This window comes from Kitasatospora sp. NPDC054939 (genome assembly GCF_053610105.1).
Map to the genome: position 1 here is coordinate 22,128 of NZ_JBSGXP010000032.1, position 12,013 is coordinate 34,140.

At 74.5% G+C, this 12,013-nt stretch carries 12 protein-coding genes; 6 read left to right on the forward strand and 6 right to left on the reverse strand.

The features are described from left to right. The first annotated feature begins 54 nt into the window (after positions 1-54). Entirely contained in the window at positions 55-843 is a 789-nt protein-coding gene (locus tag ACWGB8_RS12295) for a CPBP family intramembrane glutamic endopeptidase (RefSeq protein ID WP_452212811.1), read from the forward strand. On the opposite strand, the gene ACWGB8_RS12300 is transcribed toward ACWGB8_RS12295, so the two are convergent. The 5 genes from ACWGB8_RS12300 to ACWGB8_RS12320 form a co-directional block, all read right to left on the reverse strand. Next, positions 821-1,330 carry an HAD domain-containing protein gene (locus ACWGB8_RS12300; RefSeq protein WP_452212813.1) on the reverse strand — a complete coding sequence of 170 codons (510 nt, stop codon included), beginning with the start codon at positions 1,328-1,330 and terminating at the stop codon, positions 821-823. The two genes, ACWGB8_RS12295 and ACWGB8_RS12300, sit on opposite strands and share 23 nt — an antisense overlap. Positions 1,331-1,484: 154 nt before the next feature. Further along, positions 1,485-2,777 carry an MFS transporter gene (locus tag ACWGB8_RS12305; RefSeq protein ID WP_452212815.1) on the reverse strand — a complete coding sequence of 431 codons (1,293 nt, stop codon included), beginning with the start codon at positions 2,775-2,777 and terminating at the stop codon, positions 1,485-1,487. 46 nt (positions 2,778-2,823) lie between these two features. Further along, positions 2,824-4,236, reverse strand: coding sequence for a sugar porter family MFS transporter (locus tag ACWGB8_RS12310; RefSeq protein ID WP_452212816.1), 1,413 nt, complete (start codon positions 4,234-4,236; stop codon positions 2,824-2,826). Between the two features lie 149 nt (positions 4,237-4,385). Continuing rightward, complete coding sequence (locus tag ACWGB8_RS12315; protein WP_452212818.1) at positions 4,386-5,006, reverse strand: FMN-binding negative transcriptional regulator; 621 nt, start codon at positions 5,004-5,006, stop codon at positions 4,386-4,388. Positions 5,007-5,015: 9 nt separating this feature from the next. Further along, on the reverse strand, positions 5,016-5,696 hold the full coding sequence (locus tag ACWGB8_RS12320) for a pyridoxamine 5'-phosphate oxidase family protein (RefSeq protein ID WP_452212820.1): 681 nt from the start codon (positions 5,694-5,696) through the stop codon (positions 5,016-5,018). Positions 5,697-5,730: 34 nt separating this feature from the next. Here ACWGB8_RS12320 and ACWGB8_RS12325 point away from each other — a divergent pair, with 34 nt between their 5' ends. Together ACWGB8_RS12325 and ACWGB8_RS12330 are read left to right on the forward strand one after the other, a co-directional pair. Beyond that, positions 5,731-7,068, forward strand: a complete 1,338-nt coding sequence (locus ACWGB8_RS12325) for an aminotransferase class I/II-fold pyridoxal phosphate-dependent enzyme (protein ID WP_452212822.1) — start codon at positions 5,731-5,733, stop codon at positions 7,066-7,068. Positions 7,069-7,222: 154 nt separating this feature from the next. Beyond that, positions 7,223-8,419: a GDSL-type esterase/lipase family protein gene (locus ACWGB8_RS12330; RefSeq protein WP_452212823.1), complete on the forward strand. Its 1,197-nt coding sequence runs from the start codon at positions 7,223-7,225 to the stop codon at positions 8,417-8,419. 112 nt (positions 8,420-8,531) lie between these two features. On the opposite strand, the gene ACWGB8_RS12335 is transcribed toward ACWGB8_RS12330, so the two are convergent. Then, on the reverse strand, positions 8,532-9,890 hold the full coding sequence (locus tag ACWGB8_RS12335; protein WP_452212825.1) for an NAD(P)/FAD-dependent oxidoreductase: 1,359 nt from the start codon (positions 9,888-9,890) through the stop codon (positions 8,532-8,534). 220 nt (positions 9,891-10,110) lie between these two features. Here ACWGB8_RS12335 and ACWGB8_RS12340 point away from each other — a divergent pair, with 220 nt between their 5' ends. The 3 genes from ACWGB8_RS12340 to ACWGB8_RS12350 all read left to right on the forward strand — a co-directional run bounded on the left by ACWGB8_RS12340 (position 10,111) and on the right by ACWGB8_RS12350 (position 11,901). Continuing rightward, positions 10,111-10,875 (forward strand): HipA family kinase, encoded by a 765-nt coding sequence (locus tag ACWGB8_RS12340; RefSeq protein WP_452212827.1) that lies wholly within the window; start codon positions 10,111-10,113, stop codon positions 10,873-10,875. After that, the gene (locus ACWGB8_RS12345; RefSeq protein ID WP_452212829.1) at positions 10,872-11,288 is read left to right on the forward strand and encodes a DUF3037 domain-containing protein; all 417 of its coding nucleotides are present in this window, start codon (positions 10,872-10,874) and stop codon (positions 11,286-11,288) included. The genes ACWGB8_RS12340 and ACWGB8_RS12345 overlap by 4 nt, the downstream gene beginning before the upstream one ends. 166 nt (positions 11,289-11,454) lie before the next feature. After that, a complete protein-coding gene (locus ACWGB8_RS12350) occupies positions 11,455-11,901 on the forward strand; it encodes a MarR family winged helix-turn-helix transcriptional regulator (protein ID WP_452212831.1) in 447 nt (148 codons plus the stop codon). Positions 11,902-12,013: the final 112 nt, after the last annotated feature.

The following is a 12,013-nucleotide window of genomic DNA, read 5'->3' on the forward strand; positions in this document are numbered from 1 at the left end:
TCGCTCCGGCGGTCGGCCGACGGCCGGAGCGACACCGGCCCGCTGGAGCAGCCCGTGACCACCGCCTCGACCGAACCGGGGACCGCGAAGCCGACGCGCCGGCTGCTCGGCATCGAGCTGCTGATCGTCCTCGGGCTCTCGCTCGGGGCCAGCGGCATCGGCGCGCTGATCAGCTTCACCGGTTCGCTGACCGAGGAGTTGAAGCTCGGCCAGCAGGTCGCCACCCTGAACGCCTCGCGCGCCCCCGACCGGCCCTGGCTCGACCTCGCCTGGCAGCTCTACTACATCGGCCGCGGACTGATGCCGGTCGTCCTGGTCGGCTACCTGCTGGTGCGCGAGGGTACGGCACTGAAGGTGCTCGGCTTCGACCTCGGGCAGAAGCTGCGCGACCTCGGCCGGGGCGCCGTGGTGGCCGCCGCGATCGGCGGCTCGGGACTGGCGCTCTACCTGGCCTCCCAGACGGCCGGCTACAACCTCACGGTGGCGCCCTCCGGACTGCCCGACGTCTGGTGGCGGATCCCGGTGCTGGTCGCGGCCGCCTGGCAGAACGCCATCCTGGAGGAGGTCCTGGTCGTCGGCTACCTGCTGCGCCGCCTCGGGCAGTTGGGCTGGTCCTGGCCGGCGGCCGTGGTGGCCAGCTCGGTGCTGCGCGGCTCGTACCACCTGTACCAGGGCGTCGGCGGGCTGGTCGGCAACATGGTGATGGGCGCGGTGTTCTGCCTGCTGTACCGGCGCTGGGGGCGGGTGATGCCGCTGGTGGTCGCGCACGCGCTGATCGACACCGTGGCCTTCGTCGGGTACGCGCTGCTGGCCGGCCACGTCAGCTGGCTTCCGACGGACTGAACCCGCTGCGCAGCGCGTCGCCGCGCGGCGGGCGGGCGAGCAGCCGGTCGACGTGCCGGCGCTCCAGCCCTTGGCCCGGGTCGATCGGCAGCAGCAGCCGGTCGCGGCGCCAGAGCGAGCGGCGCACCAGCCGGGCCGGGATGACGTCGTCCACCCAGGCGAACGGCCGTCCGGCGGCGTGGCGCAGCAGCGGCGCCCACTTGTGCGCGGAGAACAGCTCCATCAGCGGCACCCGGGGGTCGCCGGGCTGCGGGACGTACCCGGTGAAGCGGACGTACGGCAGGTCGGGCAGGCCGATCGCCGGGGCGATGTGGGTGTTGGCGTGCTCCTCCCACGTGGTGGCCCACACCAGTTCGTAGGTGGCGGCGAGTTCGTGGAGCCACGCGCCGTGCCGGGCGGAGAGCAGCACGGTGTAGCCGAGCAGCGTGTGGCTGTCGAACCCGGCCTCGGGTCTGGGGCAGACCGGGTTGAGGGACCCCGTCGACATCCAGGAACAGCAGTGGCTTCGGCACCGGGAGCCCCCCACGTACGACAGTGTTGTCACCTGGTCGGACGAGCGCGACCCTCCGGAGGTTGCCCACCGGAGGGCGCACAAGGGGGCGCACGCAGGGCGCGCGGGCTCGGGTCGCCGGGGGTGCGGCTCAGCGGGCCCCGGCCGGCCGGGCGCTGTCGTCCGGGGCGGCGAGCGGCTGTACCGCGGCCGGGGCGGCCTTCCGGGACAGCCGGCGGACCTCGGGTTCCAGCAGCACCACGGCGCTCAGCAGCAGGCAGAGCGCGGCGCAGGCCCAGAGCGCCCCCGACAGCCCGAGCAGGCCCGCCAGCGGACCGGCCAGCGCGGTGCCCACCGGCGACAGCGAGAGCGAACCCAGGTGGTCGTACGCGGCGACCCGGGAGAACATCTCCGGCGGGATCTCCTGCTGCAGGGCGATCATCCAGTTCACGCCGAAGACCGTCACCCCGGCGCCGGACAGGAACATCGCCACCACCAGGACCGGCAGCGGCGCCGCCGGCGCGAGGGCCGCAGCCGGGACGCCGAACAGGAAGACGCCCCAGTTGCCCGCGTACAGCAGGCGGCGCGGCCGCCAGCGGGCCATCAGTACGCCGGTGACCACCAGGCCGACGCCGTGCGCCGCCAGCGCCAGGCCCCAGGCGCGCGCCCCGCCGAGCTCCTGCTTGGCCACGATCGGCCCGTACACCGCGTCGACGGCGGTGATGCAGGCCATCAGCACCGAGAACTGGAGCACGACCACCCAGAGCCAGCGGCGGGAGGTGAACTCGTGCCAGCCCTCGCGCAGGTCGCGGAGCATGCTGCCACCGGTGGCGGCCGGGGCCTGCTCGGGTTCCAGGAAGAAGCGCAGGCCGGCGGCGACCAGGAAGCAGCCCGCGTCGATGGCCAGCACCCAGCCCGGGCCGACCGCGGCGGTAAGCGCGCCGCCCAGCGCCATCCCGCCGATCTGGGCGGAGTTGAGCGCCATCCGGAAGACCGAGAAGGCCCGCGGGGCGTGCTCGGGGGCCACGCTCTGCATGATCATGCCCTCGGAGGCGGGCGCGTAGAAGGCGTGGCCCGCGCCGCCGGCCGCCGACAGCACGACCAGCTGCCAGAGCCGGGCGTCCCCGGCGAGGACGAGGACCGCCAGGACCGCCTGGGAGAGCGCGTTGAACAGGTTGGCCGCGACCATCATGTGGTGGCGCGGCAGGCGGTCGGCCAGCGCGCCGCCGACCAGCAGGAGCAGCACCACCGGGACCAGCCGGGCGGCCGTGACCCAGCCGACCTCGGTGGCGGTGCCGCCGTTCTCCAGGACGGCGAAGGCCGTCGCGATGGGGGCGCCCGCGTTGCCCAGCCCGCTGACCACGGTGGCGGCGGTCTGGATGCGGTAGTTGCGGCCGGCCCAGGGTAACCGGCGGCGGGGGTGGAAGGTTCGGCTGCGCACCACGCGAACTATGGCGCCGGGGCGGCCCGCTGTCCACCGGTTTTGCCCGCTACCCCATCTCCTCCAGGGCGCGGCCCTTGGTCTCCCGGATGCAGAAGGCCACGAAGGGGATGGAGAGCAGGGCGAAGCAGGCGTAGATGACGTAGGTGGCGGCCAGGTTCCAGTCGGAGAGGTCGGGGAAGGTGACGGTGATCGCCCAGTTGGCGATCCACTGGGCCGAGGCGGCCACCGACAGGGCCAGCGCCCGGATCCGGTTGGGGAACATCTCGCCGAGCAGCACCCAGACCACCACGCCCCAGGAGAAGGCGAAGCAGAAGACGAACACGTGGGCGGCGACCAGCGCCACCGTGGCGTAGGTGTCGTCGAGGGTGGCGGTGTCGCCGGTGCCCTGCCGGTAGGAGAAGGCCCAGGCGGCGGTGCCCAGCGCGGCGGCCATCCCGGCGGAGCCGGCCAGGGCGAGCGGTTTGCGGCCCACCCGGTCGACCAGCACCATCGCGACCACCGTGCCGATCACGTTGATGATCGAGGTGGAGAGGCTGATCAGCAGCGAGTTCGACTCCTCGATGCCGACCGACTGCCAGAGGAAGGACGAGTAGTAGAAGATCACGTTGATGCCGACGAACTGCTGGAACACCGAGGCGCCGATGCCCACCCAGATGATCGGCAGCAGCCCGAACCGTCCGCCGGTAAGGTCCTTCGCCCGGGGCTTGTGGGTGGACGCCAGCACCGCGCGGATCTCCGCGACCCGGGCGTCGAGGTCCACCGCCTCGCCCTCCACCTCGCGCAGCACTTTCCGGGCCTGCTCCTCGCGGCGGTCGGCGATCAGGTAGCGCGGGGACTCCGGGATCGCCAGCGCCATCAGCCCGTACACCAGGGCGGGGACGGTCTCGACGCCGAGCATCCACTGCCAGGCCTGGATGCCGGCCAGGTGGCCGGTCGACCGGCCGCCCGCCGCCTCGTTGAGCGCGTAGTTGGCGAGCTGGGAGACGGTGATGCCGAGCACGATCGCCATCTGCTGGAAGGACGCCAGCCGCCCCCGGTAGGCGGGCGGGGCGACCTCCGCGATGTAGGTCGGGGCGATCACCGAGGCGATGCCGATCGCGATGCCGCCGACCACCCGCCAGAAGCCCAGCACCCCGATGCTCGGCGGGAACATCGAGCCGATCCCGCTGACCGCGAACAGCAGCGCGGCCAGCAGCATCGTGCGCACCCGGCCGAGGTGGTCGGCCAGCCGCCCGGCCGCCACCGCGCCGGCCGCCGAGCCGAGCAGCGCGATCGCCACGACGAAGGCCGTCTCGCTGTTGCCGACCTCGAAGTGGTCCTGGATGCCTGTCACCGCGCCGTTGATCACCGCGCTGTCGTAGCCGAACAGGAAGCCGCCCATCGCGGCGGCGGCGGAGATGAAGACGACGTGTCCGAGGTGCGCCTCGCCGGAGGCCCTGAGGCCAGGGGATGGTGACACGCGCGCTCCCGGGGTCGACGGGCCCGACGGCACGGCCGAGGGCAGGGTTCGTCCCCCATTCCATCAGCGGGTCGGCCGCCGCGCGCGGTATGACGGTCCGTTCGGCGGAGCGCGGCGGGGGCGGGTGCGCGCCCCCGGGGGCGGGCGGGTCAGCCGCGCCGGGCGTTGCGGCGCAGGAGTTGGGCCCGCGCGCCCCGGTCGCCCGGGCCGCCCCGCTCGGCCAGCCGGTCGGCGAGGGCGTACTGGTCGGCCGGGGGCTTCTTGTCGTCGTACTTGAACTTGGCGCGCACCTCCCGGACCGTCAGGCGCAGACCGCGCAGGCCCGGGAGCAGCCGGGCGAACTCGCCCTCGCCCGGGGTGACCCGGACGTCCGGGGTCTCGGGCTGGAAGTGCGCGAGCTGGCGGTTGAGGATCTCGGCCTTGCCGGCGGCGTCCTCGACGACCTCGGCGGTGCAGTGGAAGTGGACGGAGGCGTAGTAGCTGGTAGGGGTGCCGGGCTCGCCGCGCCAGTGGCCGGGAGCGAAGGCGTAGTCGTCGGTCACCGCGAGGGTGACCTGCGGGTCGGCGCGGACGGCGGCGAGCAGCGGATTGGGCGCGGCGAGGTGGAGCAGGACCTCGCCGCGGTCGGCGTCCAGCAGGAAGTGGGTGGGGACGAGCAGCGGGCCCTCGCCAGGGCGCCCGTTGGCGGCGAGGAGGCCGAAGTCGCGGCCCTGCGCCAGCCAGGCGCGCCACTCGGCCTCGTCGCCGCGGTCCCAGGAGCGGATCAGCACCGGCGGGCCTCAGCCGCCGAGGGCGCGCAGGTGCGCGGGCAGCGGGACGGCGGTGGAGGGGTGCGGCTCGGGGGTGCCGTAGCCGCTGGTGAGGGGCACCACGCCGGCCCAGTACGGGAGGTCGCGGTCGGCCGCGTCGTCGTCGGCGTCGTCCGCGCGGGTCTTGGCCGAGACCTCGTCCAGGACCAGGCGGATCACCGCGGTGGCGGCGAGCTCCTTGGCGTTGGCCGGGCGGACCTCGCCGGAGCGGCCGGGCACGGCCTGGTCGACCAGCGCGTCCAGCGCGACCGCCAGCTCCTCGGGGTCGGTGACCTGGTGGGCGGTGCCGTGGGCGACCACCGAGCGGAAGTTGACGGAGTGGTTGAACGCCGACTTGGTCAGCACCAGGGCGTCGACCTGGGTGACGGTCACGCAGACCGCGAGCCCCTGGTCGGCGCAGGCGCCGCGCATCGGGCGGCTGCCGGTGGAGCCGTGCACGTAGAGGCGGTCGCCGACCCGGGCGTAGATGGTGGGCAGGACGACGGGGGCGCCGTCCGCGACGAAGCCGAGGTGGCACAGGTAGCCGCTGTCGAGGATCGCGTGGATGGCGTCCTTCTCCCAGGTGGCGCGGTCCCGGTAGCGGGTGGGGGTGGTGCGCGGGGTGCGGGGGTAGGACGCGGGTGCGTCCGGCGTGTCGGGCAGGCCTGACATGACAACCTCTATGTACTAGTGCATAATATGCTTTGTGCTAGGAGACTATCCGATCAAGGGGCGCCGTGCCAGCGAAATCGCGGCCGACGTCGAACAGGCGGTCGCCGACGGACGGCTCGCACCCGGCGCCGCCCTGCCCCCGCTGCGCGACCTGGCCGCCGACCTCGGCGTCAACGCCAACACCGTCGCCGCCGCCTACCGCCTGCTGCGCGACCGCGGCGTGATCGAGACCGCCGGCCGCAAGGGCAGTCGCATCCGCCCCCGGCCCGCACTCACCCCGCGCGACGAGATCCGGGTGCCCGTCCCCCCGCACGCCCGCGACCTCTCCGACGGCAACCCCGACCCCGCCCTGCTGCCCGACCTCACCCCCGCCCTCGTCGCCGCCGCCGAGCACGCCCGCCGCGAGCCCGTCTTCTACGGCCGCCCGCCCGCCGACCCCGAACTGCTCGCCCTCGCCCGCGACGCCTACCTCGCCGACGGCATCCCGGCCGGGGAGCTCGCCGTCTGTTCCGGCTCCCTGGACACCATCGAGCGGATCCTCGTCGCCCGGCTGCGCCCCGGTGACACCGTCGCCGTCGAGGACCCGGGCTGGGGCAGCCTGCTCGACCTGCTGCCCGCCCTCGGGCTGCGCACCGCGCCCGTCCGGCTGGACGACGCGGGCATGCTCCCCGGCGCGCTCGCCGAGGCGCTGGCCGCCGGGGCGCGCGCGGTGATCGTCACCAGCCGGGCGCAGAACCCCACCGGCGCCGCGCTCACCGCCGCCCGGGCGGCCGAGCTGCGCGCCGTCCTGGCCGAGCACCCCGAGCCGCTGCTGATCGAGGACGACCACGGGCACGGCATCGTCGACCGGCCGTACCACCCGCTGGTCACCGCCGGCCGGGCGTCCTGGGCGGTGGTCCGCTCCGCGGCCAAGGCGTACGGCCCCGACCTGCGGCTGTCGGTGGCGGTCGGCGACCCGGACACCGTCGGCCGGGTGCTCGGCCGGCAGCGGCTCGGCGCCGGCTGGGTCAGCCACCTGCTGCAGCGCACCGTCGCCGAGCTGTGGCGGGCCGACGCGGCGCCCGCGGACCGGGTGGCCGCCGCGTACCGGGCCCGGCGGGACGCGCTGATCGGCGGGCTCGCGGCGCACGGGATCGCCGCGCACGGCGCCAGCGGGCTGAACGTCTGGGTGCCGGTGCCGGACGAGACCACCGCGCTGGCCGCCCTGGTCCAGCGGGGCTGGGTGGCGGCGCCCGGCGCGCGCTACCGGCTGGACTCCCCGCCCGGCCTGCGGTTCACCGTGGCCCGGCTGGACCCGGCGGACGGGCGGCGGCTGGCGGACGACCTCGCGGAGGTGCTCGGCGCGGGGGGTGCCCTCGCCCGGCTGGTCTGAACCCGCCGGTAACACTTGAGAAACCTGCTGCAGATACCTAGCGGTAACTAACGCGGGCATGTCATCTTCGTCGCGCCACCGGCCGGCGGCCCTCCCTCACCTCCGTGTCTCCCCGCCCCCACATCGCGGCGAGACCGACCGCAGGAGTTCCGCCGTGCTCGCTCACTGTGTCAGCAGTACCCGAACCAGCAGGACGACCCGCTTCACCCGACGGCTGCTCGCCGCCGCGCTCACCCTCCCGCTCGGCGCCGCCGGCCTGCTCGGGGCCGCCGCCCCCGCCCAGGCGGCGCCAACCGCGGCCGGGCCCACCGCCAGCGTCACCCTCGGCGACAGCTACATCTCCGGCGAGGCCGGCCGCTGGAAGGGCAACTCCGTTGTCTCCGGCGGCAGTCGGGCCGGCACCGACCGGGCCTGGACTGGCAGCGCCTACGACCCGGCGCAGATCTACGGCAGCACCTACGCGAGCGGGTGCGACCGCTCCGACGTCGCCGAGGTCCACAGCGCCCCGACCGTCGCGCAGACCCGGATCAACCTGGCCTGCTCCGGCGCGGTCGCCGCCAACGTCTACCGCGCCGCCAGCGGCGGGCAGGCGTTCAAGGGCGAGGCCCCGCAGGCCGACCAGCTCGCCGGCGTCGCGGCGACCCACAACGTCAAGCTGATCACGCTGTCGATCGGCGGCAACGACCTCGGCTTCGCGGACGTCATCGAGACCTGCGTCAAGGACTACCTCATCTGGTGGTCCTACTGCCACGACGACCAGCAGGGCGAGGTGGACGCCCGGATGCCTGCCGCGATGGCCGGGGTCCGCAAGGCGATCGACGAGGTCCGGGCGGTGATGGCCGCGGCCGGCTACGGCTCCGGCGACTACCGCTTCGTCCTGCAGTCCTACCCCTCGCCGATCCCGCGCGCCGGCGAGATGCGCTACCCCGAGAGCGGCTGGAGCCGCGCCGACACCGGCGGCTGTCCGTTCTGGAACGCCGACGCCACCTGGGCCCGGGACACCCTGGTGCCGCGGATCTCGCGCGAACTCGCGGCCGTGGCGGCGGCGAAGGGCGTGCAGTTCATGGACCTGAGCGACATGATGCAGGGCCGCGAGGTGTGCTCCAAGACCACCCGGCAGGCCGCCGCCAGCACCCCGCCCTCCGCCACCACCAGCGAATGGGCACGGTTCGTGGACGCCGGGCTGAGTGCCTCCCAGGGCACCGTCCAGGAGTCCATGCACCCCAACCACTACGGCCAGCAGGCCCTCGGCAGCTGCCTCACCCTGCTGTACGGCAAGACCGGCGGCAACTGGTCCTGCCGCAACACCGCGGGCCAGGACGCGAGCGGGATGTACCTGGTCGCCAAGTAGCGTACGCGCCGGTGCCCCCGCCGGACGATCGGCGGGGGCACCGGTACGCGGAGCGCTGCGGGCATCGGCGCGACTGCGGGCGTCGGTGCGCGTGCGGGCGTCGGTGCGGGGCTCAGCCCTTGGCCAGCAACGCCTGGGCGTGCGCCTTGACCTGATCCTTCGTCAGGTACGCGTCGGTGTACTCGAAGTCGCGCAGCCGGGCGGGCTGGCGGGCGAGGAACCCGGTCCGGACGAAGTCGTCGCCCGCCGTGGCGTTGAGCAGCCAGTTGGCGCCCACCCGGAACTTCGCCGCATTGGTGCGCATCGCCATCAGGTGGTAGCCGCGCGCCACCACCTGGGCCGGGACGCCCTTCAGCTCCACCCCGATCGGCTTGGACACCGCGTCCTTGCCGCCGAGGTCCACCACCAGGCCCAAGTCCTTGTGGTAGTACGGCTCCAGCGGCTGGTGGCGCAGCGCGGCGATCACGTTGTGCGCCACCGCGCGGCCCTGCCGGGCGGAGTGCTGGGCGGTCGGCGGGCAGACCGCGCCGTCGCCCTTGGCGAGGTCCGGCACGGCGGCCGCGTCGCCCAGCGCGAAGACGCCCTCGAACTGCGGCACCCGCATCTCGGCCGTCACCGCCACCCGGCCGCGCACCGTCTCCGCGTCCAGGGTGCCGATCAGCGGGCTCGCGGCCACCCCCGCCGTCCAGATCAGGGTGCGGCAGGGCAGTACCCGGCCGTCCGTGAACTTGACCGACTCGGCGCCGACTTCGGCCACCGAGACGCCCAGCGACACCTCGATGCCCCGGCCGCGCAGCACCTCCAGCGCGGTGCTGCCGAGCGCATCGCCCAGCTCGGGCATCAGCTTCGGGGCGATGTCGATCAGGTGCCACTTGATCTGGTTGGCGTCCAGTCGCGGGTAGCGGCGGGCCGCGGCGGTCGTCAGGCGCTGCAGGCAGGCCGCCGTCTCGGTGCCCGCGTACCCGCCGCCGACCACCACGAACTGCAGCCGGGACTCCCGCTCGTGCTGGTCCAGGGTGGCCGAGGCGAGGTCGAGTTGGGCGATGACGTGGTCCCGGACGTAGGTCGCCTCGGCGAGCGTCTTCATGCCGCGGGCGTAGTCCGTCAGGCCCGGGATGTCGAAGGTGCGGGTCACACTGCCGGGCGCCAGGACCAGGTAGTCGTAGCGCTGGGCCACCACCTCGTCGGTGATCTTGCGGACCACGCAGACCTTGGACCGCGGGTCCACGCCGATCGCCCCGCCGGGGACGATGTGGGTGCGGCGCAGGCTGCGGCGCAGCGAGACCGCGACGGACTGCGGGGTCAGCACGCCGGCGGCGACGTGCGGGAGCAGGGGCAGGTAGAGCTGGTAGCTGAAGGGGGTGACCAGCGAGATCTCCGCCTCCGAGGGTGCGAGCTTGCGTTCGAGGCGGCGAGCGCACTCCAGTCCGGCGAAGCCGCCGCCCACGATCAGGATCCGAGGTCGTTCCATCGCTCATCCCTTACAGTGCGGGTCCTGCGTGCAGGGCCCGGGCCACTACTGCCCGCCACACTCGCACGGAGCAGCGGCCCCTGCCACCGGGGCGGCGCGGGAGGGGGAGCGGGACGGGGAGCCGCGCGGCTGGGTGGCGGCGGAGCGGCGGGGGAACGGCATGGGTGTGGGCGGGCCCGGGGTGGCCGTGCGGGGCGCGGGGCTCGGTAGGCTGTCGGGCGTGCTCCCCGAGGTGACGGCGATCCGGTACGTGACGCCACTGCGAGAAGGCGGCTCGATGCCGGGCCTGGTCGAGGCGGACGACCGCCGGCTCTACGCGCTGAAGTGGGTCGGTGCCGCGCAGGGCCGCAAGGCGCTGGTCGCGGAGGTGCTGGCCGGCGAGCTGGGCCGGCGGCTGGGACTGCCGGTGCCGGAGCTGGTCGTGGTCGACCTCGACCCGGTGCTCGCCCGCAGCGAGCCCGACCAGCAGATCCAGGACCAGCTGCGGGCCAGCGGCGGCACCAACCTGGGCATGGCCTTCGTCAGCGGCGCGCTCAACTTCGACCCGCTCTGCTTCGACGTCGACCCGGTGACGGCCGGCCAGGTGCTCTGGTTCGACGCGCTGATCGGCAACGTCGACCGCTCCTGGCGCAACCCCAACCTGCTGGTGGCCACCGGCGGGTTGCGGCTGATCGACCACGGCGCGAGCCTGATCTTCCACCACCACTGGCCGGGTGCGGCCGGATGGGTCCGCAAGCCGTACGACGCCTCCGACCACGCGCTGCTGCGCGCCGAGCCGGACCTCGCGGCGGCCGACAAGCTGCTGGCGCCGCTCGCCGAGGCGGCGGTGGAGGCGGCCGTCGCGCAGATCCCGGACGTCTGGCTGGCGGACGAACCCGGCTTCGACTCGCCCGAGGCGGTGCGCGCCGCGTACCGCACCCAGCTCGCCGAGCGGCTGGCCGGTCCCCGGGACTGGCTGCCGGAGCTCCCGGAGGTGTCCGCATGACCGAGTCGTCGCGGCCGGCCCTGCCGGCCACCGTCCAGCTGCAGGACTACGAGTACGCGGTGATCCGGGCGGTGCCCCGGGTGGAGCGCGGCGAGTGCGTCAACGTGGGAGTGCTGCTGTACTGCCGGCAGAGCTCGCACCTGGCCGCCCGGACCCACCTCGACCAGTCGCGGCTGCTGGCGCTGGACCCGGTGGCGGACGTGGCGGGGGTGCGGCGGGCGCTGCACGGGATCGAGGCGGTCTGCGCGGGCGGTGCGGCGGCCGGTCCGGCGGCGGGGGACAGCCCGGGGCAGCGGTTCCGCTGGCTGACGGCGCCGCGCAGCGCGGTGGTCCAGCCGGGTCCGGTGCACACCGGGCTGACCGGGGACCCCGGGGCGGAGTTGCGGCGGCTGTTCGACCAGCTGGTGCTGTAGCGGCTGCGGCGGGCCTCCCGGCCGGGGCGGGGGCTCCGTCCGGTCCCGTCCAGGCCGCTCTGCCCCGTGGGTCCCGGGGGCCTCGTCCGTCCCGTCCGCCTCGGGTGAGGACCTTTGCTGTGGTCAAAGCTTGAGCGCCTGAAGCTTCGAGTCGTACCCTGGCGTCATGGGATCGAGATCGACGGCGACCGTCCCGACGGATGCCGAACTGATGGAAGCACTGGCCGCGGTCGGTGCCGCCTACTTCCAGGACTTCGCGGCGGCGGCGGCCCGGCACGGGCTGTCCTCCTCCCAGGCCAAGGCGCTGGGTGCGGTGCAGGAGCCGGTGCCGATGCGGGCGCTGGCCGGGCGGCTGGGCTGTGACGCCTCCAACGTGACCGGCATCGTCGACCGGCTGGAGTCGCTGGGCCTGGCGCACCGCGAGGCGGCGGCCGGCGACCGCCGGGTGAAGATCGTGGTGATCACCGAGCGCGGCCGGGAGATCCTCGACCTGGTGCGCAGCGAGATGGCCCGGACCCACCAGGCGCTGGCGAGCATGAGCGACGAGCAGAAGGTCGCCCTGCACTCGATCTGTTCGCAGGTGCTCCCGGTGATCGGCGGCCGGTCGCTCTGACGGCCGGTCGCTCTGACGGCCGGTCGCGCCGACGGCCGCGGGGCCGGTCGGGTGCGCCCGCGCGGCGGTGCGCCCCGCCCGCCCGGGTGCGCCGCCGTTCCGGCTGACCTCG

What these genes read in the sequence shown, in the direction of transcription:
- ACWGB8_RS12300 (WP_452212813.1), bottom strand. Translation starts at nt 1,330, where the DNA reads ATGTCGACGGGGTCCCTCAACCCGGTCTGCCCCAGACCCGAGGCCGGG.
- ACWGB8_RS12320 (WP_452212820.1), bottom strand. Translation starts at nt 5,696, where the DNA reads ATGTCAGGCCTGCCCGACACGCCGGACGCACCCGCGTCCTACCCCCGC.
- ACWGB8_RS12335 (WP_452212825.1), bottom strand. Translation starts at nt 9,890, where the DNA reads ATGGAACGACCTCGGATCCTGATCGTGGGCGGCGGCTTCGCCGGACTG.
- ACWGB8_RS12345 (WP_452212829.1), top strand. Translation starts at nt 10,872, where the DNA reads ATGACCGAGTCGTCGCGGCCGGCCCTGCCGGCCACCGTCCAGCTGCAG.
- ACWGB8_RS12350 (WP_452212831.1), top strand. Translation starts at nt 11,455, where the DNA reads ATGGGATCGAGATCGACGGCGACCGTCCCGACGGATGCCGAACTGATG.